The 23,774-nt window shown below is 71.0% G+C and carries 25 protein-coding genes; 18 read left to right on the forward strand and 7 right to left on the reverse strand.

What is annotated here, in order from left to right; genetic code table 11:
* Positions 1 to 54 precede the first annotated feature (54 nt).
* The 3 genes from ACIQVZ_RS39200 to ACIQVZ_RS39210 all read right to left on the reverse strand — a co-directional run bounded on the left by ACIQVZ_RS39200 (position 55) and on the right by ACIQVZ_RS39210 (position 1,714).
* Positions 55 to 459, reverse strand: coding sequence for a hypothetical protein (locus tag ACIQVZ_RS39200; RefSeq protein ID WP_402456961.1), 405 nt, complete (start codon positions 457 to 459; stop codon positions 55 to 57).
* A gap of 188 nt (positions 460 to 647) precedes the next feature.
* Positions 648 to 1,199 (reverse strand): hypothetical protein, encoded by a 552-nt coding sequence (locus tag ACIQVZ_RS39205; protein WP_402456963.1) that lies wholly within the window; start codon positions 1,197 to 1,199, stop codon positions 648 to 650.
* Complete coding sequence (locus ACIQVZ_RS39210) at positions 1,196 to 1,714, reverse strand: hypothetical protein (protein ID WP_402456965.1); 519 nt, start codon at positions 1,712 to 1,714, stop codon at positions 1,196 to 1,198. Before ACIQVZ_RS39210 ends, ACIQVZ_RS39205 begins: the two co-directional genes overlap by 4 nt.
* 121 nt (positions 1,715 to 1,835) lie before the next feature.
* On the opposite strand from ACIQVZ_RS39210, the gene ACIQVZ_RS39215 reads away from it, so the two are divergent.
* From ACIQVZ_RS39215 to ACIQVZ_RS39225, 3 genes are all read left to right on the forward strand, one after another.
* Entirely contained in the window at positions 1,836 to 2,288 is a 453-nt protein-coding gene (locus tag ACIQVZ_RS39215; protein ID WP_402456967.1) for a helix-turn-helix domain-containing protein, read from the forward strand.
* Between the two features lie 223 nt (positions 2,289 to 2,511).
* Positions 2,512 to 4,887, forward strand: a complete 2,376-nt coding sequence (locus tag ACIQVZ_RS39220) for a DNA topoisomerase (protein WP_402456968.1) — start codon at positions 2,512 to 2,514, stop codon at positions 4,885 to 4,887.
* 189 nt (positions 4,888 to 5,076) lie between these two features.
* Positions 5,077 to 5,595, forward strand: a complete 519-nt coding sequence (locus ACIQVZ_RS39225) for a lanthionine synthetase LanC family protein (RefSeq protein ID WP_402456971.1) — start codon at positions 5,077 to 5,079, stop codon at positions 5,593 to 5,595.
* Between the two features lie 568 nt (positions 5,596 to 6,163).
* Here the strand turns inward: ACIQVZ_RS39225 and ACIQVZ_RS39230 are convergent.
* The 3 genes from ACIQVZ_RS39230 to ACIQVZ_RS39240 all read right to left on the reverse strand — a co-directional run bounded on the left by ACIQVZ_RS39230 (position 6,164) and on the right by ACIQVZ_RS39240 (position 8,315).
* A complete protein-coding gene (locus ACIQVZ_RS39230; protein WP_402456973.1) occupies positions 6,164 to 6,709 on the reverse strand; it encodes a tetratricopeptide repeat protein in 546 nt (181 codons plus the stop codon).
* A 491-nt stretch (positions 6,710 to 7,200) separates the two neighbouring features.
* Positions 7,201 to 7,467 (reverse strand): DUF397 domain-containing protein, encoded by a 267-nt coding sequence (locus tag ACIQVZ_RS39235; RefSeq protein WP_402456976.1) that lies wholly within the window; start codon positions 7,465 to 7,467, stop codon positions 7,201 to 7,203.
* Positions 7,464 to 8,315 carry a helix-turn-helix transcriptional regulator gene (locus ACIQVZ_RS39240; protein WP_402456979.1) on the reverse strand — a complete coding sequence of 284 codons (852 nt, stop codon included), beginning with the start codon at positions 8,313 to 8,315 and terminating at the stop codon, positions 7,464 to 7,466. Before ACIQVZ_RS39240 ends, ACIQVZ_RS39235 begins: the two co-directional genes overlap by 4 nt.
* A gap of 214 nt (positions 8,316 to 8,529) precedes the next feature.
* Here ACIQVZ_RS39240 and ACIQVZ_RS39245 point away from each other — a divergent pair, with 214 nt between their 5' ends.
* Together ACIQVZ_RS39245 and ACIQVZ_RS39250 are read left to right on the forward strand one after the other, a co-directional pair.
* The gene (locus ACIQVZ_RS39245) at positions 8,530 to 9,879 is read left to right on the forward strand and encodes a hypothetical protein (protein ID WP_402456981.1); all 1,350 of its coding nucleotides are present in this window, start codon (positions 8,530 to 8,532) and stop codon (positions 9,877 to 9,879) included.
* Between the two features lie 19 nt (positions 9,880 to 9,898).
* On the forward strand, positions 9,899 to 10,600 hold the full coding sequence (locus ACIQVZ_RS39250) for a 2'-5' RNA ligase family protein (protein ID WP_402456983.1): 702 nt from the start codon (positions 9,899 to 9,901) through the stop codon (positions 10,598 to 10,600).
* A gap of 57 nt (positions 10,601 to 10,657) precedes the next feature.
* Here ACIQVZ_RS39250 and ACIQVZ_RS39255 read toward each other — a convergent pair whose 3' ends face one another.
* Positions 10,658 to 11,827 carry an aldo/keto reductase gene (locus ACIQVZ_RS39255; protein WP_402456986.1) on the reverse strand — a complete coding sequence of 390 codons (1,170 nt, stop codon included), beginning with the start codon at positions 11,825 to 11,827 and terminating at the stop codon, positions 10,658 to 10,660.
* Positions 11,828 to 12,371: 544 nt separating this feature from the next.
* On the opposite strand from ACIQVZ_RS39255, the gene ACIQVZ_RS39260 reads away from it, so the two are divergent.
* The 13 genes from ACIQVZ_RS39260 to ACIQVZ_RS39320 form a co-directional block, all read left to right on the forward strand.
* Positions 12,372 to 12,890 carry a hypothetical protein gene (locus tag ACIQVZ_RS39260; RefSeq protein WP_402456988.1) on the forward strand — a complete coding sequence of 173 codons (519 nt, stop codon included), beginning with the start codon at positions 12,372 to 12,374 and terminating at the stop codon, positions 12,888 to 12,890.
* Positions 12,891 to 13,124: 234 nt separating this feature from the next.
* The gene (locus tag ACIQVZ_RS39265; protein ID WP_402456991.1) at positions 13,125 to 13,982 is read left to right on the forward strand and encodes an SAM-dependent methyltransferase; all 858 of its coding nucleotides are present in this window, start codon (positions 13,125 to 13,127) and stop codon (positions 13,980 to 13,982) included.
* 28 nt (positions 13,983 to 14,010) lie between these two features.
* Complete coding sequence (locus tag ACIQVZ_RS39270) at positions 14,011 to 14,427, forward strand: hypothetical protein (protein WP_402456994.1); 417 nt, start codon at positions 14,011 to 14,013, stop codon at positions 14,425 to 14,427.
* A gap of 36 nt (positions 14,428 to 14,463) precedes the next feature.
* On the forward strand, positions 14,464 to 14,664 hold the full coding sequence (locus ACIQVZ_RS39275; protein ID WP_402456997.1) for a DUF5999 family protein: 201 nt from the start codon (positions 14,464 to 14,466) through the stop codon (positions 14,662 to 14,664).
* Positions 14,661 to 15,584, forward strand: a complete 924-nt coding sequence (locus ACIQVZ_RS39280) for a hypothetical protein (protein WP_402457000.1) — start codon at positions 14,661 to 14,663, stop codon at positions 15,582 to 15,584. Before ACIQVZ_RS39275 ends, ACIQVZ_RS39280 begins: the two co-directional genes overlap by 4 nt.
* A 21-nt stretch (positions 15,585 to 15,605) precedes the next feature.
* Complete coding sequence (locus tag ACIQVZ_RS39285; RefSeq protein WP_402457003.1) at positions 15,606 to 15,749, forward strand: hypothetical protein; 144 nt, start codon at positions 15,606 to 15,608, stop codon at positions 15,747 to 15,749.
* The gene (locus tag ACIQVZ_RS39290; RefSeq protein ID WP_402457006.1) at positions 15,742 to 16,638 is read left to right on the forward strand and encodes a Scr1 family TA system antitoxin-like transcriptional regulator; all 897 of its coding nucleotides are present in this window, start codon (positions 15,742 to 15,744) and stop codon (positions 16,636 to 16,638) included. Before ACIQVZ_RS39285 ends, ACIQVZ_RS39290 begins: the two co-directional genes overlap by 8 nt.
* A gap of 81 nt (positions 16,639 to 16,719) precedes the next feature.
* A complete protein-coding gene (locus tag ACIQVZ_RS39295) occupies positions 16,720 to 16,884 on the forward strand; it encodes a hypothetical protein (RefSeq protein WP_402457008.1) in 165 nt (54 codons plus the stop codon).
* Between the two features lie 8 nt (positions 16,885 to 16,892).
* Positions 16,893 to 18,824 carry a LuxR C-terminal-related transcriptional regulator gene (locus ACIQVZ_RS39300; RefSeq protein ID WP_402457011.1) on the forward strand — a complete coding sequence of 644 codons (1,932 nt, stop codon included), beginning with the start codon at positions 16,893 to 16,895 and terminating at the stop codon, positions 18,822 to 18,824.
* Entirely contained in the window at positions 18,821 to 20,656 is a 1,836-nt protein-coding gene (locus tag ACIQVZ_RS39305) for a hypothetical protein (RefSeq protein ID WP_402457014.1), read from the forward strand. Before ACIQVZ_RS39300 ends, ACIQVZ_RS39305 begins: the two co-directional genes overlap by 4 nt.
* Positions 20,653 to 21,537 carry a Scr1 family TA system antitoxin-like transcriptional regulator gene (locus ACIQVZ_RS39310; RefSeq protein ID WP_402457015.1) on the forward strand — a complete coding sequence of 295 codons (885 nt, stop codon included), beginning with the start codon at positions 20,653 to 20,655 and terminating at the stop codon, positions 21,535 to 21,537. Before ACIQVZ_RS39305 ends, ACIQVZ_RS39310 begins: the two co-directional genes overlap by 4 nt.
* A complete protein-coding gene (locus ACIQVZ_RS39315) occupies positions 21,534 to 22,970 on the forward strand; it encodes a hypothetical protein (RefSeq protein ID WP_402457018.1) in 1,437 nt (478 codons plus the stop codon). Before ACIQVZ_RS39310 ends, ACIQVZ_RS39315 begins: the two co-directional genes overlap by 4 nt.
* A gap of 116 nt (positions 22,971 to 23,086) precedes the next feature.
* On the forward strand, positions 23,087 to 23,774 hold a 688-nt coding region (locus ACIQVZ_RS39320; RefSeq protein WP_402457020.1), incomplete at its 3' end, for a trehalase-like domain-containing protein.

Here is a 23,774-nt window from a genome sequence, read left to right on the forward strand (position 1 = left end):
CACCGCCAGCGACGCCTCAAGCCCCTCCACCACACCCATGGCACCATCATGACGTCACGAGCCATAAAAAGATGGGTAGTTCATCTGCAAGCCCTTAGGGCCCACTTCTCGAAGTCGATGTTCGTCGGCGGGGCGATTGACGCGCCGGTGTTGTCGTGGAAGCCGTGCCAAGTTCGATGGAGGTCCGGCATGGAGGCCTTGACCCGGGCCCGGGTCCTCCGGGCTCGCGCACCGACCCGCGAGGATGTCCTCGAAGACGGCGGCGAGGTGCCAGACGGTGACGTGGAGGGGCCCGTTGGTGTAGTCCACCGCCTCGTGCCGGCCCGAGAGAGCTCGCCAGTCGGCGAGGCCGAGGCCGACGACGCGCGCGTGCTCGTCGATCTTCTGGGCGAGATCGCGGCCGCCGCTGCTGTAGGTGTACCAGGTGACGCTTTCACCGGTCGGCAGTTCCAGGCTCATCAGGATCTGCTGGTACGGCGGGAAGCTCTCGCCGAGCGCGCTCCAGAGGGCGAGGCTGGCGGCGGTCAGGGAAGTTGACCGCTCGCCGCGTCGCGGGTCCGGCCTGGTGTGCCGTCTCTGCCACGGGCTGGACGGCGGCCTTGGGCTGCGGCGCCCGGCAGGGAGTCTAGCCGGTGGCCGACGGGTGCTCAGGCGCGGTCGGTGAGCGGCGGGAGGGGGCGGCCGATGTCGGCGAGCTGGTCGGGGTCGAGGCCGTTGCGCAGGATCGGCCGCAGGGCGTTGGGCGTTTTCAGGATGCCGTTGCCCCAGAACGGGTGGGGGACGAGGTCGATGTCGTAGATGGGCAGGCCGATGTAGGCGTGGCCGGGGCCGTGGGGCCACGTGGGGTCGAATGCCCGGTGCGTTTCGTCGGAGGCCCAGGCATGTTCGGTGTGGATCTCGCGGTCGCTGACGGGGAAGGAGGCGAAGCCCTCGACGTAGGTCAGGTCGAGGTGGTCGTGGTTCTCCACGAACTGGACGGCGTTGGTGAAGCAGTGGCCGATCATCATCATCTCGGTGCCGTCGGGCAGTGGTGCCTGAGTGAAAATCCTGCCTGCGCGGAACAGGAGGTCGTACGCCGAGGTGTACGCCCACCCTTCGACGACGGGCCGGGCCGTGGGGCGTATGAGGGCGGCCATCTCTCGTAGGTACTCGATGAGGGAGTGTTCAGCCGCGGTGAGCGCCGGGGTCTCGGTGCTCACCGCGCGGCGCCGGGCTGGTGGTCGCGGAGGACGACGCGTTCGACGGCGCGGATGACCAGGCGGGCGTTGTCGTGGTCGAGGCGTTCGAGGCCGAGGGTGTTGAGGGCGAGGGCGCAGGCGAGGCGGAGGACGGCGGCGACCGAGGGCGAGATCCGGTCGGCGGCGGGGGTGTTGGCCCAGGTGTTGAGGTGGTACCAGCGCAGGACGGCGCTGGTACCGTCGGCGGACCAGCTGACATACGGCTCGATCTCCTGGTGGTTGTCCATCCAGACACCGTTGCGGATCAGGAGCTCGACGGCGGCGGTCCGGCCGAGGTCGCTGTCGGCCTCGCCGTTGCCGAGGCTCTCGCCGAAGGAGACGCCGGCCTCGGTGCGCGGGCCGCGTCCCTGCGGCGAGAGCCGGGCGTGGACATCAGCTCGGTCGTCCGGCACCTCGATGCGGACCGTGATGGGCTCCTGGTCGCCATAGGTCTTCTGCACTTCGATGACGACCTGGTCGTCGCTCGTGTCCGTCATGGCGGTCATGATGCCCTAACAGGCCGGGCTGGTGGGGTGGATCGGGTGCGGTGTTGACGGCCAAGAACTGGCGAAACTACGGGCAGTGGACGAGTAGCTCTCTGCAGCTGAGTTCATCGACGTGATCCAGAGCCAGGACTTCGACGAGGCCGGGAGCTACCTTCCGAGCCTCAAAGCAGCAACTGGAAGGGGCATCTGCTCAGCTCACGCCATTGCAGGCCGCGGGACGCTGTCGACGGAGCCGGCTCCCGATCTCGGCGAGGAGGCAGCTCCCACTGACTCTGAAGAACTCAGGTGCGAGGAGAGTTGTGGCTCGATTCACCTCGGCCACACGCGCATGGGTGAGCGGGAGAAGTTCCGGATGTTCGAGGACCTCGCAGCAGACCTGCCGGATCTGCCGATCAAGCTCAGGGGGCGGGCGACGCGCAAGCAGGTCGCCGAGTTAGCCGGAGTGCGGCCCATCCGGCTGAAGGAGCTGGAGGAGGGCCTGAAGCACCCTGAAGGGCTCGAGACGCTCGACAAGGTGCTGCGGGTGTACCGCGTCCGGCTCGGTGTGGCGATGCCGACTCGGTAGTAGCGCTCGGCGGACGAAGACCCCCGAGAAGTCTGTTCTCGGGGGTCTTCGTCTTTTTTCGACGAGCGGCGATTGCCCGTAGAGCCCGCCAGTTCCGGGTTTTCTCTGCACACCCGCAGCACCATCCAAGGATCTCCCTAAATAGCCATTCGACTCCCATTCGACCACCTCTTTCGAGTAGAATCGAACTCGCCTATGAGTCGATGACGATAAGGAGTCAGGCATGGTCGCGATCGTGGTGGCGGAGAAGCCGAGCGCAGCGAGGAACATGGCCGGCGCCCTCGGCGGGGCGAAGGGCAGCTACAAGGGCACGGCCTATGAGGTGGCGAGCCTGCGGGGCCATCTCTATGAGTTCACCCAGCCGCACGCGATGGTGGACCCCTCGCTCGCAGACGCCTATCAGAAGTGGGACCTGAGCAATCTGCCCTGGGATCCCGATGATCTGACGTGGAAGCGCGAGCCGCAGAAGAACGTCGCGGACGTCATCAAGACGCTGCGCAGCGCGCTCGGCCGCGGCGACGAAATCGTCATCGCCACGGACCTGGATCCGTCCGGCGAGGGCGACCTGCTCTTCTGGGAGGCGATCGACGAACTCGGCTTCCATGGCAAGCGGTTCAGCCGGATGGAGTTCACCGATGAGTCGAAGGCATCGATCCAGAAGGCCTTCGAGCGGCGCCGGCCTGTGAAGTCCATGCAGGACGAGAGCGACTACCGCAAGGCGATGTACCGCTCGCAGTGGGACTTCCTCTCGATGCAGTTCACCCGTATCGCCACGGCGATGGGCCGCCAGTCCGGCCAGGACCTCGTGCTGCGCCAGGGCCGGCTGAAGTCGGCGATGGTCTCTCTCGTCGGCGACCAGCAGAAGGACTACGACGCCTACGTCAAGAAGCCGTTCTTCCAGAACCGCTTCCGTGACGAGAACGACGTCATGTATACGAATCCGGACGAGTCGCGGTTCGACCTGAAGGGCCAGGTGCCGCAGCAGTACCGCGCTTCCGCTGTCGTCCTGGACAGCAAGGCGGACAAGAAGACCGCGCCGCCGAAGCTGCTCGACCTTGCCTCCCTGTCTTCGATGCTCGTCGGCAAGGGCGTGAAGGCGAACCTGACGCTCTCGACCTACCAGAAGATGTACGAGGAGCAGGTTGTCTCGTACCCGCGTACCGAGGACAAGACGATCACACCTGAGCAGTTCAAGGACCTTGCGCCGCTGGTCGACAAGATCGCCGCGGTCGTCGGTGTCGACGCCGGGCTTCTGACGCGCCGCCGGCCTCGTTCCACGCATGTGAAGCCCCAGGGCGCTCACGGCGCGAACCGTCCGGGTCCGAAGGTGCCCTCGTCGCTGGACGAGGTCGAGCGCAAGTACGGCAAGGCCGGGCGGCTCATCTACGAGATGCTCGCGAAGAGCTATCTGGCCATGCTCGCCGAGGACTACCTCTACGAGCAGCAGAAAGGCCATGTGGAGAAGTACCCGGACTTCGTCGGCATCGCCAACGTGCCCAGGAGCCCCGGCTGGCGCGCCGTGTTCGATCCGGACGGCGGCGACGGCCCGGCCGAGGACGACGGGAACGAGTCCGGCAAGAGCTTGGGCCGGAACGCTGAGCCGTTCATCTTCGAGGGTGCGAACAAGCGCCCCGAGCACCCGACGATGAAGTGGCTCATGAAGCAGTTGGAGAAGCGCGACGTGGGTACGGGCGCGACCCGCACGTCGACGTACTCGGACGTCACCAACGACAGGGCGAAGTATCCGCTGCTGACCGAGAAAGGCCGGAAGCTCAGGCTGGCGCAGGCCGGCGAGATGAGCTGGAGGCTCCTGCCCGGCACGCGCATCGGCGATCTCGGGCTCACCGAGAAGGTCTACGCCGACATGCGCGACATCGCCGCCGGGACGGCGACCGCCGAGGAGCGCCTGGCCGTCGTCGCCGACTGGGTGCGCGAGGACATCGCCACGATGACGAAGAACGCCACGTCCATGCGCGCCGAGCTGGGCCTGAAGGAGCAGGTCGGCGCCGCCCGCGCCGAGGGTGTGTGGCAGGCCGCTCCAGGTGGCCCGAAGAAGGTCGCCTTCAAGAAGGTGTGGTCGGGCCACAAGTTCAGCGATGACGAGGTGGCGAAGCTGCTCGCGGGCGAGAGGATCTCGTTCGAGGCGAGGTCGAAGGAGGACAAACCCTTCACGGCAACCGGTGCGCTCGGCGTCGGCGACTTCAGGGGCCGCAAGTTCGTCGGGTTCCAGCTGGAGGTGCTGGACAGGCCGACGAAGTGGTCTGGTCGGACGTTCACGCCGGCGGAGGTCACAGCGCTTCTGGCTGGCCAGTCACTGGAGATCGACGACTTCGTCAGCGCGCGGACGGGCGAGGTCTTCGGTTGCAAGGTCAGCTGGGACACGAAGGCAAAGAAGATCACCTCTGATCTCGGCTCCGGAGACGAGCCGCCTCGGTCCTGGTGCCAGGTGACCTTCACCGACGCTCAGCGCAAGGACCTGGCGGCAGGCAAGACCATCCAGGGCACGGGCTTCGTCTCGGCCAAGGGCAAGACCTTCGACGCCCGCATCTCCTGGAAGGTAGAGGGCGGCAAGAAGAAGATCGTCCCGACATTCGGTTGATGCCGGACGGGCACTGCCGAGCAGCAGCGGGTTCCGGACCTCGGGGCCCGCTGCTGCCATTTCACGACAGCGACAGCATGAGGATGCGATGGGGACGATGACCGAAATCGTTCAGCTGGGCGATCGGGTGGCTTGGTCGGCGATGCCCATGGCGGCGCCAGGTTCTTGCGCGACACAGTGGTGACATTAATGTCGAAAGCCTGTACTCGTTGGTGCGGCGGCACCGCCGGCCTCACCCACGCCCAGCAGCTCGCCGCCATCGCCCTCGGCGACACCCGCCTGCGCCAGGACGCCGAAGCCGCCATGGCCGCCGCCCTCCTCGACCCGCCATCGCTGGCCGCGACCACCGACCTCTCGCTCTGCCACGGCTACGCCGGCCTCGCCCACATCGCCCACCGCGCCGCCGCCGACGCCACCGCACGCAACGCGGCCCGGCTCCGGTCCGCCGCCGCCCTGCTGCTGGACACCACCCACCCCCCGCACACCGACCCCGACGCCCAGGCCCGGCGGCTCCTCCCCTCGGCCGGGCCCGCCTTCCTGGAAGGCGCCACCAGCGCCGCCCCGGCGACTCGCTGGGACGCCTGCCTCCTAATGGGGAGCGAAGCCGGCGGACCACTACCTGCCTCCCGGTCCCACAGAGACCTCATGTCAGAGCGCGGCCGCCGGCTTCACCTCGGCGGTGGTCAGCTGACGTCCGGTGAGCCATAGACGACCCCTGGGCCCCTGAGCACTCAAGAGAGAGTTGGCCCCGGTCGTCAGCCGACCACCGCCGAGCGAGTGATCGAATGTTCGTGGTCCGAGCCCGCCGCAGGGTGCACCTCTCACTTCCCCGGGACGCCTCCGAGCTCCTGCACAGACCGAGGCCCCTGCGGTCAGCTGGGGTCACGAACGACTAATCGGATGATGGGCCCAGAGCCCTTCCATTAGGGAGTCGCGTGCCTCCTCTCAGGCCTTTGACCAGCGAATATGCACATCGGGCGGAAGAACGTGAGAGGCCTGGCCACCACGGGCACGCCCGAGACTGTAGCCGTTCTCCCGTGAACGCCGCGCGGCCGTGCAGGTAGCGGTGGTTGTCGAGGACGAGCACCTACCCGGCGGACAGTGTAGACTGCGGCTTAACCATTCCGCGGTTGAGCGGACATGGGGAAGGTTCCTCCCCCGCAGGAGTGCAAGTCCGTACCGGGGTCAGGGTCTTCAGCGGTCCAGCAACACCCGGCGCCTCAGTCTCTAGCTGAGGCGCCTGCTGCTTCCCGGGGTCAGCTGAGGAACAGCTCGATCACCCGCAGGAGCAGCAGGAGGTATGCCGGGCGAGCGCGGTGGCGGCTTGGGCGTGCTCGTCCCGGCTGGCGTGGATGCGGCCTTGCCAGGCGCGGGCGCGGCCGGCGTTCAGGCCGTCTCCTGTGGCGGTCAACTCACGGTGCGCGGTGGACAGATGGCCCAGGGCGGTGTCGGAGTCTCCGAGGTGGTGGCAGGTGACGGCGAGCGCCACGCGGGAGACCCCGGTGTCACGTCGGCTGCCCAGCTCGGTGCGTCGGCGCAGGGCCTCGGTCAGGTAGATGCGGGCGAGTTGATGGCCTTGGGTTTCCTGGGCACAGGCGCCGAGGTCGTGCAGGTGCTGCGCCTGCTGCTGCCGGACTTCGCCGCCCAGGCCGCGCTGCTCGGCAGGCGCGGGGCCCGGGAGACCGTCGCCCGCACCGGCAGCGATTACGGCCCGTACGAGGGGGCCGGTGACGCCGCGAGCTACAGCGGCGACCTCTGACGTCGGGTGACCCCGGCTGCCGCTGCGGGTACAGACGCCCGTCGGCGGACTGCGGCTCAGCATCGGTGCCGGGCCCTCCTGCCGCGGTCCGCGTCAGAGCGGGCCTCTGGCTCACCGGTCCACACCGCTTCGGCAGGCGCCCCGCCTGTGGTGGTTCGGGAACGGCGTCCTGGGTTTCGCGGGACGGCGTCGGCGGGGCCCGGAGACGGCGTCCTGGGTTTCGCGGGACGGCGTCGGCGGGGCCCGGAGACGAGGGATCTGCGCAGCACCAGAGCCCCTGCCCTTGGCACCGCCCCGGAGGTCCGAACGCCGACAGGAGGGGCCCGCCCTGGGACAACGAGGCACCGCGGCTATTACGTGGGGACCTTGACGGTGAGGTAGAGAGGCTCGTCGGTCTCGACTTTCCACACGAAGATCACTGATGTGCTGTTCCCCGGGCGGTACCTGCCTCGTATCTACCAGAGCCAACCCGCGGCGCCGGGCCGGAAGGCCAGGAGTGGCAGGTAGGGGTGCAACTGCCAAGTCGGCAGGCGCACCCCTACCCGTCTGCCGGCTCAGAGTCCAGGTACCCGAAGAGGCGGTTCGGTTACGTGGTCGTACTCGCCAGCAACCACAACGGCGATGAAACGGATGAACACCTGCTGGGTGAAGGTAAGCACCGGGCCATCCGGATCCTTCGAGTCTCGGACATATCGCTGATAGCCGCGTGTAGCGACCTCAACGCAGTTTCCTCCGCCGCCGCTGTGGCTGGACTTCGTCCAGGTCAGGCCGCGCAGGTCGAGCAAGGCGCAGGATGGGGACGATGGAGCGGCGAAGGTCACTTGCGGTCCTTGATCAGCTGAGCGAGGTGGTCTTGTGTGGCGGAGGGGCTGAGAGCGTGTGAGGCGGTCACGGAGAAGGCAGCCTGGTAGCGCTCGACTGCCGCATCGGGGAGGCGGATGCTTCGGTCCATGAGCTCGACCCAGGCGGAGGTGCGGCCTACGGGCGGCACCATGAGGACGAATGGCACGGCAAGTGCAGGATTGTAGGAAAGGCCCGCCGGAAGCACGCGTATGCACATGCCAGGCTGTTGCGATCCTTCGAGTAGCCGTTCGAGCTGCAGGATCGCGGAACCGGCCGAGAGCCCGGGAAGGTCGAGGACTGTTGATCCGAGCAGGATTTCCTGGTCGGCTTCGAGAGTCTCGGCCTGACGGCGCATCCGGAGATCGACCAGTCCTGTGACCGCCTCGGCAGACAGGTCCGGGCGGAGGCCGGCGATGACGGCAGCGGCAACTTCCTCGGTCTGCAAGCGGCCAGGAGGCAGGTGGGGTTCCACAGAGCGGATCAGCCGGGCTTCCTGTTCCTCGGCGAGGTACTGGCCGAAGTCCTCAGGCACGGTGAAGCCCCGTCGCCACCACGAGGGCCTGGCCTCGGTCTTCGCGTCTGCCTCCCAGAAGGCGACAGCAGCCCGGTGTGCGGATTCGTCAGCGCCGTACAGGTCGAGCAGCGTCTTGACGATCAGCAGCTCGATCTTGCGACGCCCGTTCTCGTACCGGCTGAGGGTACCTGGGTCGATTCCTGTGGCCTCGGCAACCTGGACCCCGGTCATGCCCCGCCGGATGCGCAGGCGGCGCAGCAGCTCGCCGAGTTCCTTGCGGGCAGCCGAGGTTGTGGTCTGTCTGGTGGGCATGGCGTCAGTCTTCCCGGGCTTGCCCTACATGGACAAGCGGCCTGGGTGCAATTTGCGCCATCAATTTGGTGAAACGCGTTGCTGCAGGACGATATGACGGACATTCTGGTGTCCGACGAAGCGTGCCCGTGCGGTTGCCGCGTGCTCGATCAACGTGGGTCACGTTCGGCTCTCCGGGCGTTCTCGATGGCCCGCCAGCATCTAGGAGAAGGTCATGGGTGAACTGATCCCCAGATTCCGGCTTCTCGTCAAGGAGCGAGGGCTGGAGCCCTTCGAGAAGTTCGACGCCCACTTCGCCAGGGCTGCCGGCCTTGCGGCCGAGAGGGAGGGGCGGCCATCGTTGGCCACGGCCACGGCCAGTCGCAAGACTTTCGACCGATGGATGCAGGCTGGGGTTCGCAGTGCCCCGACCATCGCACTCGGTCTGGTCCTCAAGCACCTGTTCAACATGTCCGTCGACAAGATCTTCGAGATGGTCGACCCGGACTCCCTCGGGCTCCCCCTTGTCGGCTCCGGCGAAACGCTGCCTGATGTCGGCCCGCCTGTCCTCGAGTTCGACGATCCTCAGCATGTTCGGGAGCAGACCCGGCTCCTGACAGCCTCCAACGCGGACCCCGCCATCCTCGCGATGGCCGCAGGCGCGATCACGGGGATCGTGGAGCGTTACGAGCGTCTGGGGCCGCACCAGCTGGTCGGCGAGGCCAAACTGCTGCGCAGCATGCTCCATACCCTGCTGGCCGGGCACCAGCCTCCCCGGGTCAAAACCGAGCTGTTCCGCCTCGCCGGCCGGGTTTCCGGCCTCCTCGGTTACATGGCGACCAACGCCGACCGACCGACGGAGGCCCAGGCATACAGCACTGAGGCGCTGGAGCTCGCCGACCAGATCGGTGACCGCGACCTGCAGATGTGGGCCTTCGGCACGCGGTCCCTCGGGTACTACTACCAGGGGGAGTACGGCCTGGCCGACGAAGCGGCGGTCGCCGGGGTCGCGATCGCTCCAGGCAGCCCCCAGGCGATCCGCCTACTGATCAACGGCCGGGCCCGGGCCCTCGCCCGGGCCGGACGCCACCAGCTGGCGCTCGAAGCCATCGACCAGGGCCTGAACCTCCTGGACCGCCACAACGTCCCTCCCGGGCTGACTCCGTGCATCGCGTTCGAGCCGTACTCAGCCGCCCGGGCGCTGGCCAACGTGGTGACCGCCCAGTTGGCGATCGGGGATACCGAACAGGTTCTCGACCGAGCCAGGGACCTCGAGCCGATGCTGGCCAGTTCGGACTCCGGTTGGAGCCGCGCGCTGGTGGGCCTGGACACCGCCACGGCCCTGCTCCAGCAGCCGAAGCCGGACCTCGAGATGGCGATGTGCCGCGGAGAGCAGGCGCTGGGCTCGGGCACCACGCCCCCGATCCGCTCCGTGTGGCTGCGCGGCTTCGAGCTCTACGAACGCACCGAACGCTGGAGGGATGAACCCGTCGTCGGCGACTACGCGGAGCGTCTTCGGGCCTGGCGCGCCAGCCCGTCCGCCGGTACGGTCGCCGGGAGCACCCGGGCCCCGGGCGCCGCCTGAGTCGCCGAAGGAAGCGATCATGGCCCTGCTGCCTGACTCCGCGGCGTTCCCCTGCGCGCCGCCGACGGACCTCGCCGATGCGAACGCCATCGCGCGCACCGACTGGGATGCCTACGCTGGGCTCGACCGTCTCGTGAACCACTGGGAGCGGCCGGGCTGGGACGACGGCACCCGTCGCCTGTACTGGATGCTGACCTTCGGTGACAACCACGATCTGGCCGAGCGGGCGGTGCAGTGCCAGCAAGCTCTTCAGCACCTGGCCCTCGACCTCACGCCGGCAGAGGGCCTGCACCTCACCGTTCTGCGTATCGGCAACACCGCCGACGTGCCGACAGGTACCGTCGACGCGCTGGCGCGCCAGGTGGAGTGCCTGGAGCTGCCTCGCCTGGCCTTGGCCGCACATCCGCTCAGTGGCTCACGCGGAGCGGTCCGATTCTCGGTCTCCCCCTGGACCGGCCTGGTCCACCTGCACCAGCAGCTTACCTTCGCAGGGCGCAGCCTCGGGGTGCCCGGGGGAACGGAGACCGGTCGGTTCCGGCCGCACCTCGGAATCGGGTACAACCCTGTAGCCCGACCTGCCCGGCCGCTCATCGACGCCGTCGAACCGCTGCGTGTACTCGCGCCCGTGGCGCTGGACGTCGGTGCTCTCGACCTCGTCGAACTGCGCCGTCACGGCCGGCAGTACCACTGGCGAACTCTCAGGCGTGTTGCCCTGGTCTGACGGGTGGATGCGTCAGCCCACTGGCCGTTCCGTATGCCGGCGTTCCGGCAGGGTGGGCTACCCAGCGGCCGTGGACTGCCGTACGACCTCGGGTCGCGTCGACTGGAGCTCTTCGCGCAGCGTGGCATATGCGGCCTCGACAGCCGCCTCGTCCTCAGGCGACAAGTCCAGGCCGAGGCAACCGTAGTTCAGCATGACGTGATCGGCACGCCCGAACCCGGCCACCACGGCCGTGCTCCGCCCGCGGGACAGGCAGTACCGCAGCGCGGCCTGACCGAGTACCGCCGGGTGGCCCCCGAGACGTTCACGCAGCGGGGCGAGCACGCGGGCGATGACGTTCCTCGTCTCGTTCCCCGGCGCCGGCAAACGGTTTCTGCAGGAAACCCCCGCAAGGAGCCCGCCTGCCAGCGGTGAGGTGAGAAGCACCCCGGTGTCACTGTCGGCGATACGGGAGATCAGATCGCCCTTTCCACCCCCTGGCAGGAGCGCGAGCGGCGTCAGCGCGTTGAAGGGAAGCATGACGACGTCAGGCTGGATCAGGGCGAACAGCTCATCGAAGCGCGCGTGGCTGCCTGCGCTAGGCGTGGCGGCAGGGTCTGACGATGGTCCGACCAGGCCGATTGCCCCGATCGTTCCGAAGTCCTTCATAGCTCGCAGGACCTCGACGGCCGGGCCCAGGTAGCGGTCGCCCGGCCCGAAGTCATGGGAGGGCAGAGCGAACAAGTCGAGTTGCTCGACGTTCAGGTTCTCCAAGCTCTGTTCGAGCTGATGCCTCAGGTGAGGTCCTGCGTAGGGATGGGGCGCCGTCCCTCGGTGCCCGACCTTGCTGCTGATCTTGAGCGTGACTCCTTGCCTCCCGTACTCCCCGACCACTTGACCGAGCAGGCGCTCCGCGCGTCCGTCCCCGTACGTGTCGGCGACGTCGAAGAGGTTCGCGCCGTGCTCGACGGCGCTCCGCATGCCGTCGAGCCACTCACTGTCGGGAACCGCGTGAGGTGTCATATCTGAGCCGATGGACCGGCAGCCCAGGCCGAGGGGGTGTACGGCAAGGCCAGGTGCAAGACGTCGCGGCGCCAGATCCAGGCAGAGCGGCTGGGCGAGTGCGTCAAGCAGGGGGCCGCCGTCCTGGAAGTGCCGGCCGGGCGCGGATGCCCGCATCACCGGGTGAAGCAGGCGCTCAGGATGGCCAGATCGCGGACCCACGCCGTCCACCGACATCTCCTCCATCGATTCCTTGATCCGCTGTCAACCGCCTACTTGGGCCAGTCGCCGTGGTGAGGGCCCCGCGCCCGCAGCAAGCGATCCGATGTCACCCAGGGTCCTACGGTGCCTGCTGCCAGCTGGGCACCACCAGGCTGTTGGGTGGCCATCTGGTGGACATCTCCACCTACGGCCAGCCATGTACAGAATCCTAAACTAGGACAAATAACTCTCATTGATGACGATCTCCGGCGTTCGCAGCCCGAAGATGGCCGTCAGATGGCCACCCAACAGCCTGGTGATGTCCGCCCAGCTGGGGCCACGGTTGGTTCGTTCTCCGAAGCCGCCAGCAGCGGGCCTCGACGGCCGACCCCCGGGGGTGAGTCCCACATGTCCCTACTGCCCGCACGAGGCGGGGACGGCCGGCACCCCACTTGGGCAGCCCGCGTTGGCGAAACCTGGGCTGTCCAAGGGACTTGGGTGCGGCCGCCGCACCGGCTGGACCCTCGAGGACCTTCGACTTGACTGCCACCAACGCTCCCCCCATCCCCACTTCAGAAGGCGTGCACCAGTGACCGCTTCTGCCCTTCCCGCCCGAGCCCAGTTCACCTCGGGCGGTGCCGACCAGCTCAGCCCCACCGGCTCCCGGACGGCGCCGGACGCCCTCGGTGTACAGCCCAGCTGGGTACCGATGGCGGGCACCGCCTCATGGCGTGTCGACGTCGGCCGCTATTTCGAGGCGGTGCGCTGCGGAGCCGAGGCCGGCGCGCTGATCGCCGATCGGCTCGGCAGGACCTGCGGTCCGGTGATCGCCAGTCCCGCCGCCAACTTCTACGACTTCCTCCTGCCCCGGGGTACGAGGGTGGACAGCGACATTCCGAAGGCGTGGCAGCTGCCGACGGGTACGCCGATCAGGGTGCCGCCGCTGTCCGCCGCCTCGGGCCGGTTCCTGCACTGGGTCGTACCGCCCGGGGGCACCACCACGGCCGAGAGCCTGTACGCGGCGGCGGTCGCCGCCTTCGGCCGACCGGAGCGTCCCACCTGGCAGGAGCCCGTCCGGCGGCGTCGCCGCTCTCACCACCACGGCTGACCAGCCCACCTGTCCCATCGCGCCTCGTCCATCAACCCGAAGGAGTCCCGCCGTGTACCCCCACGTCCCGGTCGTTCCCCGCGAGGGTACGGCCCCCACCACCTCCTCGAAGCAGGACACCGAGACAACGTTCGCCGCGCTCGAACAGGGCTGGGCGCTGCACGCGAGCGGCCCTTTGACCTTCCATGAGGTCCACTGCCTCCCGGCTCGCCTCACCGCAACGGGGCGTGCCGCATGATCACCGCGGCCCATGAGGTGGCGCAGCCGGACGCCGTGGAGGAGTTCGGCGGGATCGAGCTGGATCTCCACCGGCCGCAGTCCGCGCGGGTCGAGGACTACCTGCTGGGTGGGATCGGTAATTTTCCAGCGGATCGGGAGGAGGTCGGCCTGCTGTGGGGTTGGGAGCCCAAGGCTCAGCGGGCCGCGCTGCAACGTAAGGCCTTCCGGAAGGCGGTGCTGGCCTGGATCGGGAGCTGTGGTCCGATGCAGATCCTCGATCTCGGGTGCGGGTTGTCGTTGCCGCACTGGTGGGGCAGGGCATTGCCGGGATCGGTCCATCACCGGTTGCTCGGTGAGGTCCACGAGCTGGCTGCACCTGGTTCGAGGGTGGTCTACGTCGATCGGGACCCGATCGTGATGTCGCACGCCCGTGCCCTGCTGAGGGGGAATGGCACGTCGGAGGTCCGGCATCTGCGTGCCGATCTCGCCGAGGTGGGGGCGGTGCTGGGCAGCGGGCTGATCTCGTCGGGTGAGCCGGTCGCGCTGACGCTGTTCGACGTGCTGCACGAGGTCGAGGACGCGCGCCGGGTGATGGCCGCGTACACGGAGGTCGCGGCGCCGGGGAGCCTGCTGGCGATCAGTCACCGGAGTCTGGACGACGTCAGGGACAGCCGGCGCGTCCTGGGACGTACCGCGATGCAGCTGCCGTTCTTCGCGCGGTCCCGGGAGGAGTTCACCGCGCTGTTCGACGGCTGGGAGCTGCTGGGGCCCGGTGTCGTCCCCGTTCAGCGGTGGTCCGCCTCGCTGGCGCCGGGCAGTCCCCGGCTGGCTCGGGCGGCGGGTGCCTACGGCGCGGTCGCGCGGAAGCGGTAGGGACCTCGTGCAAGGAGCAAGTGCGGTTGTGTCGTTTCCGGCCCGGCCGGTGTGGCTACCGGCGCACGTCATCGGTCTCCTGTGCGGGCGGGTGTTCGAGGTCCTGCGGATCGATGACGGGCCCGCCGCAGCGGTGCTGGCGGCAATCGGCCCGGACTGCGGGCCGGTGATCGCGACCAGGCTCGGTTACCACGGCCTCCTGCTGCCGCCCGGCGAGTTCCTCCGCCAGCGGGTGCCCCGGGCACCCGGCGTTCGCCCGATGCCCCCGGAGGCACGCGTCCACATTCCGCCGCTGACGGCCTCGCCGCACGAGGGTATCCACTGGCTGGTGCCGCCGGGAGCCGGGACCACCGACCTGGCCGCCGTCGCGAACGCGCTGGCCGAGCACTTCGCGCATGGCGTCCCGGGCCGGCGGTGCCCACCGCGGCAGCCACAGCGTCGCTGACCGCCCCTTCAGCACGTCGAGAGAGAGGAGAAACTGGTGACCGTCCTGAACTGCCAGCATGAGCCGAACTGCCCTATTCCGGAAGCACCCGACGCTGCCGCTGCCCAGATCATGATGTCCCACCCTGAGCAGGGCTGGATGATCCTGTGCAACGGGACCCTGCTGTTCGAGGACGGAGGCGCCCTCTCCGTGCTCGGTGAGGGCGCCCAGCCCCGCTACCAGAGGGGCACGGCGTGACCGACACCCTCGTACCGCCGGCCGCGATGCCGGATCCGGTGCAGCGCACCGCCGACGCGCGGGGCCTTCCCGTCGCGGTGCTGGTCTCGGACACCGCCGTGCGCGCCCATGCCGGTCGCGCCGCAGCGAGCGACGCCTCGTACTCCAGCTGTCGCGCCGGCCGCCCTGCCGATGCCGGCGGTGGCCTGATGGGACGCGCTCCGCTGCCCGTGGACCAGGCCCCCGTGCCGTACGTGACGATCCGCCACGGCGAGGCCCCGCAGAGGCCCCCGGTCGTCTACACGACCAACGGCCACGGGGTATCGGTCGGGATCGGCTACGCCGACGAGCGGGACGAGGACCGCGATCGTCGCGGCGTCCTGTGGGAGCGGCTCACCGCGAACCCGGACGGTGCGCCCCGTTACCGCTACACCCACGCGAGGCGGCAGGGCGAATGCCTGGACGACCTGCGCTGCCAGGTGACCTACGCCGACGCGGACGAGAACGAGCTGGGGGTGCTCTTCCTTCTGGAAGACGCCTGGTCCCGCGCGGACATACCGGCTGGCTGGCCGGAGGGCGTCAGGACGCTGCACCCGCCGCTGTCGCTGGAGGGCGCGGCCTACTCCGTGCTGGCATGCCGCCACCTGGTCAAGGGCTGGACCGCGGTGCGGGTCGCTGACCCGGACGTCGAGTTCGGGTACCGCGGCACCCTCTACCGACCCTCCCCGGACGGTCCGATTCCCTTCCGGAGCGCCGCCATCGCCTACGACGACCCGCGGGTGGGCTGGCTGGTCGCCGCCGCCCAGGAAGCCGTCCTGCACGGCTGCACGATCGTCGATCTCGCCGCCGACCTTGAGCAGGCCGGCCACACCGATCTCGCCCGCCAGGTCGCCGCCGCCTACCCCCAGCAGCCCCGTCCGCGTGCGTCCGTCACCCGCTGACTACTCCCCTGGAGCTCCACCGTGCCGTGCGACCTGGTCACCTCGACCGCCCCGCCGTACACCGGATCCCCCACCGGCCCGGTGCGGATGCCCACGCCGCTGCCCGCCGCGAACCCGGGCACCGTCACCGGACGGCAGAGTGTCGAGGCGACGCTCGATGCGTGACATTGCCGGCCTTCCGGGCCCGGAACCCCTGGGCCGCGGTGGCCGAGCGGCGGGCGCCGTCCTGCTCGGGCTGTGCCTGCGAACCGCCCGCGCCGACCGGATGCTGCGCCATGGCGCGACCACGGCCGGCTGCTCAGCTGACTACCTTCGGCGCGTCGAGACCGGCCTGGCTGTCCCCAGCCCGAGCCAGACCGCTGGACTGCTCGCGGCCTACGCAACCCCGGAGACGAGCGACCACTGGCCGGGCCTGATCGCTATCGCCGCGCAGCTGACGGCGTATCCGGAAAGCCGCGCGGCCTTCGCGGACTGCCAACCCGGATGGGCAGGGCGCCTGATGCTGGTCGCCGGCACAGCCGAGCGGGTGCGGGCGAGTGCCGCCCTGGTCGTCCCGATCGGGCTGCGCACCCGCACCTACGGCGCCGCCGTCGCCCAGTTCATGGACGAGGTAAGCCCTGCGGATCGCACCGCCCTGACCACACCGCTGTCGCGCACCGTTCTCACGGACGGTCCGCCGTGGACGGTGGTCCTCGGCGAAGCCGTCCTGCGCCAGGGCGCCAGTCCCGGCTTGGCAAGGCAGATCCGGCACCTGGTCCATCTCGCCGAGAGCACCGAGGTACGGGTCCAGGTCGCGACAGCCGCCAGCGGCGGCCATCCCACCACCGAACTGGTCGAACTCCTCCTTCCCGGCCCGGTCGGCACCGTGCTGGTCGTCGAGGTCAAGCACCACGGAGCGCACTACCGAATCGGCGGATCGGACTCAGCCGAAGAACTCCGCCGCCTCGTCGACCGCTGCGCGACCCGGGCACTGGACCCGCAACCGAGCCTGAGCATGCTGCGGCGTACGGCCTCCGAGCTCACCGCCGCGGCGAGCATCCGCCCCGCGTGGTGACCACGGCAATCCCCGTCCATCCCCGGTAGCCATCGCCCACATCGCCGCCCGGCCACCACCGACCCTCACCAGGACACCGCCATGAACCGCATCCCACCCACCCCGGAACCGACGCGCGAGGAGCGTGCGGCCGGACTTAGGGCCACCGTCCCCGCCGACGGCTCCATCGTCTGGGCCACCGTCCTGTGCGCACCCGGCACCATCGAGGACGTCGCGGCCGAGCGGGACCGGGCAGGTTCCCGATGAACACCGCCATGGCTCGCCCTGCCGGTGCGCCCGCTCCGCTCGACGACGCCGCGTCGCAGGCCTGGGCACGGCGCATGGCGGGACCGCTGACCGCCGAGGAGATCGCCGAGCAGCTCGGCTGCGACGTCGTGGAGGTGACGGGCGCCCTGACCCGCCTGCGCAGGGCGGCCGACGTCCGGTCCCGGACCGCACTGGTCGCCGCCCACACCCTGGCGGGCCACCTGACGGCGCACAACCTCGGCGCACCGGGCCTCGACACCATCGGGGACCTCGGCCCCGAGCAGTTGGTGCTGCTGCGTCTGTCGGCGGGCTACAGCACCGCCGACATCGCGGCCGAGCTCGGTACCTCCCGGGCCACTGTCAGCAACTACCGCACCGACCTGCTGGCCAGGACCGGTCTCGCCGGCGTCCACCAGGTCGTCGGCCTGGGTTGTCTGGCCGGGATCGTGCGTCCGGCCGACGTGTATCCCGACCGCGAGTACAACGTCACCGCGCCGCCGCCCGCGTACCTGGCGACGCTTGTCGACCGTGCCCGGTGTGCGCTGGCGGACACGGGCCGGGCGCTGGTGGTGGCGCCGCGCGCCGAACAGGCCGGGCTCGCCCGCGCCGTCGCCGGCCGCGAAGCCGGCGCCGGCACGCGGGTCCTGGCCGTCACCCCGTACGGCGAGCACTGGACCAGCGACGTGGCGACGCTGGCCGCGACGCGCAGCGAGGCGGGGCACGTCGTCGTCCTCCTGACACGGTCTGAAGCCGAGCGGCCGGGCCGCCCGCCCACGCCGCCGGGGGCTTCCGTCGTCACCAGCCTGCGGGGGATGCGCCGTCTGGTGGGCACGACCCTGCCCGCCACCGTCATCACGACACCCGCGGGCCTGGAGATCCTGGCCGCCGCCCACCCGAGCCGTCCCTTCGATCTCTCGATCGCGCTCGACGACCACCTGCCACAGGTGGGGGAACGGGTCGGCCGTCACCCGACGTGCCCACCGGTGCGCGCCGTGCTCCGGCTGACGTCCACACCTCGCCTCACAGCCACCGGCCGCACGCGCCACGAAGGCTGCGATCCGTACACCACCGGCCCCATCACCGCCAAGCTGACGCCACGCCAGGCCGTCGAGGCGGCGCGGTTGCGTCCCTACCGCATTGCGGCCGCGGCGGCACCAGGCCCGCGGGGCGAGGGCCTAGGCGACTTGGTCCTCGCCCTGGCGAGCACCCACCACCTGGCGCGGGTGGTCGTCCACGGCACGAACGATCGGGACGCCGCACGGCTCGCCAAGGCGATCACCGACGGCGACGGCCGTCACGACGGCGGGGTCCAGGTCGACGTCCTACCCGCCGGCCATGACGCGGAACACAGCGCGGTGGTGTCGCGCTTTCGGCACGGTCCGCACCAGCTGCGGGTGCTGGTGACCGGCGACCGGCTGCCCGCAGGCCTGGACGCGGACGCCGTCATCCACACCACCGGTGAACTGCCCGCAGCCCGAACCGCCGCCATCGTCGAAGCAGCGCTCACCCCCGCCGACCCGGGCAGACAGCGCCCGCTGCTGCTCATCGTCGCCGACAGCACCGCGCACGGCCGCTGGGAGGCCCTCTCCACGCTCACCGCCGCCCTCGCCGCCCTCGACCCGGACCTGAAGAAGGACCTGCGTCGCGCCCGCACCATCGGCGGCGGCTGGCCTGGCCTGGAGCTGGCGCTGCCGCTGCCCGCCGGCGCCGATGAGCAGCGTGCCCGGGCGGTCTGCGCGTGGGCGGACACCACCGTGGCCGAGGAGATGCGCGACACCGCCGAGCGTGCCCGTGCCACCGACACTCTCCACCCTGACCTTCTGTCTCCCACGGGCCTGCGGCTCAGTGCCTGGCGTGCCGTACGGCGGACCGCCGCCCTGCCGTCCGGACCGCCCTCGAACCGGCCCCTGCCCTCCACCTCCTCCCGGGACACCGCATGAACCACACCGCCATCCCCGTCTTCCCTTTCCCGTCCGCCTCCGCCCGGCGGAACACGAAGGACACCGCCGCGATCGCGCGCACGCTCACCGCCGACACGGACTCCCTGGACTGGGCGGCGCTGCTGTGCGGGCCCGGCACGGTGGAGCAGATCGCCGCCGGCCAGCGCCTGCCCGTCGAGCTGGTTCGGCGGGCCGCCGAAGGACTGATGCAGCGCAACGCCCTGCTCACGCGTCCTCAGCTCGCCGCCGCCTACACGGCCGCGCAACTGGTCCCCTGCGGGGTGCTGTCCCTCCACGGAGAGAATCCGGCCGACCTCGGCCGGCCCGCCCAGGCGTTGTTGAGGCTCCTCGCCCGCCGCACCCCCCGGGAGGCCGCCGCCGAACTGGGGCTGACGGCCGGCACGGTGAACGTACGCATCCGGCGCCTGCTCGACGACCTGCAGGTCGCCACCCTCCAGCAGGCCACCGCTCTCGCCGCGCACCGCGGGACCATCCGCCCGTGGGACATCCGCCCCGACACCCGCCTGCCCCTTCCCATCCCGGTGCTCCCGGAGGCGCTGCGCCCGGCCGTCGAGGCGATCGCCGCCGTACTGGCCGGCGCCCCGCGCCGGGCGGCCGCGCAGATCCCCCGCTCCGAGCAGCAACAGGTGGCGACGGCGGTCGCGCACGCCCGCTTCGGCACGACCCGGATCCTGGTCGTCGCCCCGTCCGGGCCCGCGTGGGAGTTCGCGATGCAGGAGTGGGGCACCGCCCGGCGGCACTCCGGCGCTCTGGCAGGCCTCCGGCTGTCCGACCGGCTCCGGGGCGGACGCAAGGCCCTGACCGAAGGGCTGCCGGCCGTGTCCTCGCTACGTGCCCTGCTCGACCTCGCCGGCACCACACAGCCGGCCACCGTCGTCGCCACGCCCGAGGCACTGCCCCTCGTCACCGCCCTCCACCGCACGCCCGGCGCCGCACGCTGGGACCTGATCGCCGACGCCGACCGCACCGGCCGACGAGGCGCGCCGGGATGGCAGGTGTGTGCCGACGAGGTCCTGCCCGCCGCCGCACGCCTGTTCCTGACCTCCACCGCGCCGCACCGGCTGCCCGAGGGCGCCGGCGCGGTCACGGTCGCACGCTCCGCCGCAGGGGCCGCCGCGACCGGGCGGGTGCGCGGCCACCGGCTGCTGGCCGCCGCCGCGCCGCCCGGAACCGCAGCGCCAGCGCCCGCAGACGTGGCGGGCCTCGTCCTGGAAACAGCGCCCCGCCACGGGTTGCGCCGCCTCCAGGTCGTGTGCGCGACGCCAGAGCAGAGCCGGAAGCTGGCCACGGCGTTCGACGCCGTGGCCGCCGGTCTGACCGAATGGCAGCGCCCAGCCTCCCTGTGGACGGGGGTGATCACCCCCGGCACAGGAGCCGAGGAGCGCCACGGCGCGGTGCGGCACTTCGCCGCGGGCGGCGCGAGCCTCCTCGTGCTGATCACGTGCGAGCCGGTGCCCGCCACGGGAGCCGACGCTCTGCTCGTCCTGGAGTCCGCCGACGAACAGATGGCGGCCGAGGCCATCGAGTGGGCGCTCCTCGCACGCGACAGCGCAGACGCCGCCCGTCCCCTGATGGTCGTCGTCCCCCTGCCCGGCGACCACCTTGCGAGCGGCGGGCAGGACGGCGCCACGCAGCGGGCCGCCGGCCTGGTGCGCGCCTGCGCGCTGTTGGACCCGGCCCTGGCCGAGCGGACCAGGCAGCACCCGGCCGGCTCCGCCTCGCCCTGGATCCAGTCCGGCCCCGGCGTGCCCCGCCATCACCTCGCGCTGCTCGAGGACGCCGCCCGCGACCTCGCCGGGAAGGGGGCGTGAGTACTGTGTCGATCACTCTCGGCACCCAGCCGGGCACCATGCACTCCCACCTGCCAGGACCGGCCGTAGTCCGCGGGCGCCTGGCCGGCCTGCTGGCCGCCTGCGACCTCACCTGGCCCCAACTGGCCGCCCGCAGCGGCCTGACCCTGGACCAGCTGGCTCCCTTCCGGGACGGTCGGGCGGTCCCGTCCCACAAGCGGCTCGCCACAGTGCTGGCCGCGGTGGGTGCCGAGGTGGAGCTCAAGTCGCTTCTGACCCTGGCCCGGACGGATGCCGACACCGTCACCGATCGGATGCCCGGCTGGGCCATCCGGCTGGCCGGTGCGCTGAACAGTGCCACGGGCTGGCGGGCCGGCGGCGGCAGTGCGATCCCGCTGGGACTGCGCACCACCGACCACCACACCTTTTGGATCAGGACGGTGCCGCCCACCGTGCCGGATGCCGAACGCGTAGCCCTCGCCGCCCTCGCGACCACGGTGCCGACGTCGGCCGGGCGCCGGACCGCATACCTGGACCAGGCGATCCTTCATCAGCCCACGGGTGGCCCCTCAACTGCCGCTTCCCAGCTCGTCCATCTCGTCGAACTCGCACGTTCCAAGCAGGTGGACCTGCGCCTCGTCGAGGGCCCGCACACGGGTACTTCTCTCATCGAGATCACCACGACTGCCAGGAGCCTGCTGGTGGTCGACATCGCCGCCGACGGCGTCCGCTACCGCACCGGCGCCGCCGCAGCGGATGCCGGGCTCGCCCTGGACACCCTCGCCCACCGCGCAGCGCCCGCCCACACGAGCATCAGCCAACTACACATCGCGGCGCAGTGGATGCACGTCCGCACCACCCCCCGCCGCGTGAGGTCCCGGCGACCGGGAGGAACCCGGTGACCGCGGTACAGACCGCATCCGCGTACCCGGCCCACCACCGGGCCGAGGTACCGCAGACGCCGGCCAGGACCGGGAGGGCCGCGCGGCTGCTGATGACCGGGCCGCGCACCGCGCTCACCGTCCAGGCCCGGCACGCCGTCGGCGCCGCCGCCCGTGCACTGGTGATTCTGCAAGGTGGCGACATCGCCCACGCGCTCTCCCATTGGCAGCCCTCCGCGGCGCCCGGTGCCCGGCTGGTCGGGGTTCACGGGTTCGGCGAGCGCGTCGCAGTCGGTCGTGCCCCGGCCGGCAGCACGCTGCACGCAGACCCCGTCGCCGTGGCGCGCGAACTTCGCGAGCCGGGGCCGGCGCTGGCCGTGGCCACGCTCGCGGGCGCCGAGGTCGTCGCCGACGCGCACCGCGCGCACCGGCTCGGGCCCTGGCAGCTGCTGCTGGTCGAAGACGTCCTGGCACTCCAGGCCACCGGAACAGCAGCCGGTGACCTGCTGTCGGACGCCGCTGTCCCGGCGGCACGGCGTCTGCTGCAGACCACCGTCGCCTCGATGGTCGACCAGGCCGGTCAGCTGTGGACCGCCCGTCCCGGCCCCCGGTACGGCCGGCTGTGCGAACTCGGCCCGGCCACCGCCCGCGGCTGGCGCCTGGAGCTGCCGCTCAGCGCCCCGGCACGGCCCAGCAGCGGAACCGGGCGTCTGGACGCCGCCGCCCGCCTTGCCCTCGACGTCGCGGCCCGGCCCGGGATCGGCCGTGTCGCGGTGTACTGCCCGGACGAGGCCACCGCCCGCAGGTTCACCGCCCGGGCCGACACCCTGCCCGATCCGCTGCGCCGACGCGGACCCCGTCCGGTCGTGTGTCTGACCGCTGCCCAGAGCCCGTACGAGCGCGCGCAGATCCTCGCGCGCCTGGCCCGCGACAGCCATGCCGTCGTCGCCACCTGCTCGCCTTTGTCGACGCCGGTGGACGCGGTGATGCTGCTGGCACCCGGCCGGATGCCGTGGACGGTACTCGCCGCGCTGGAGCGCGGCCTCGCCCACCCGGGGACCGACCTGCTCGTACTGCCCGGGCCGCTCGAACTCGCCGCCGCCGGCCGCCGCGACGCCCATACCGACCTCACGGACGCCGCCGTCGTCTTCAGTACCCTCGCCGCCCTCGACCCCTCGTTGCGCCGAGCCCTGGCCCACACCTCCGGTGCGCGCACCGCTGATCCGTGGACGCCGGGCGGCGCCCTGGACCGGGTCGTCCTGCCGGACGGGCTGTCCCCCGCCCTGCGCCGCACGGTCTCCCGCGTGCTGCTCCTGGCGGACACCCTCCGCACCAGCCCCGGCCGACGTTCCAGCGACCTTCGCGGCACTACACCCACCTCACCGAAGGCCGACGGCAACCCGGCACTGCCCGGGACGCCGCCCACGGTCGGCCCCACATGCCGCGCCACCTGACCACCCATCACGGCCGGGCGCCCCGGCCGGCCGCTCCCACCCACCTAAGGACCCCCGTGCACGCCCACGCCTACCCGAACGCACGCCGGATCGAAGACCACGCCCTGATCGGCAACATGCAGACCGCCGCCCTCGTCCACCGGGACGGGACCGTCGACTGGATGTGCGCCCCCCGCTTCGACTCGCCGGCCGTGTTCGCCGGCCTGCTCGGCACCGACGACCACGGCGCCTGGAACCTGGCCCCCGCCACCGACCTCCCGCGCCCGGCCGACCGCCGCCGCTACCGGGGCGACTCGCTGATCCTGGAACAGGAGTGGGACACCCCCGGCGGCACCGTCCGGGTGGCCGACTTCATGCCCGCCGCCGTCCGTGCCGGAGCCGACCCGGTGCCCCGCATCGTCCGCATCGTCGAAGGTCTCACCGGCACCGTGCGGGTGCGCTCCACCCTGCGGCCCCGCTTCGGCTACGGCCGCACCCGACCCGCCATCACCCGCCCGGACACCGCACCCGGCACCCCGCACCGACTGACCGCGGTCGCCGGTCCCGACGCGATATGGCTGGACAGCGCCCACCACCACGCCGACACGAACGCCACCCTCACCACCGAGTTCACCGTCACCGCCGGCGAATGGACCGCGTTCGTCCTCACCTACCGCGAGTCCCACCGCGGCGCCCCACCCATCGTCGGCCCCGACCACCAACTCGCCCGCACCACCGACTTCTGGCACGAGTGGGCCGCGCAGTGCACCTACCAGGGCCCCTACCGCGAGGCCGTGATCCGCTCCCTGATCACCCTCAAGGGCC

Origin of the sequence: Kitasatospora sp. NPDC098663 (genome assembly GCF_044760075.1) — a bacterium.
Lineage (GTDB): Bacteria > Actinomycetota > Actinomycetes > Streptomycetales > Streptomycetaceae > Kitasatospora.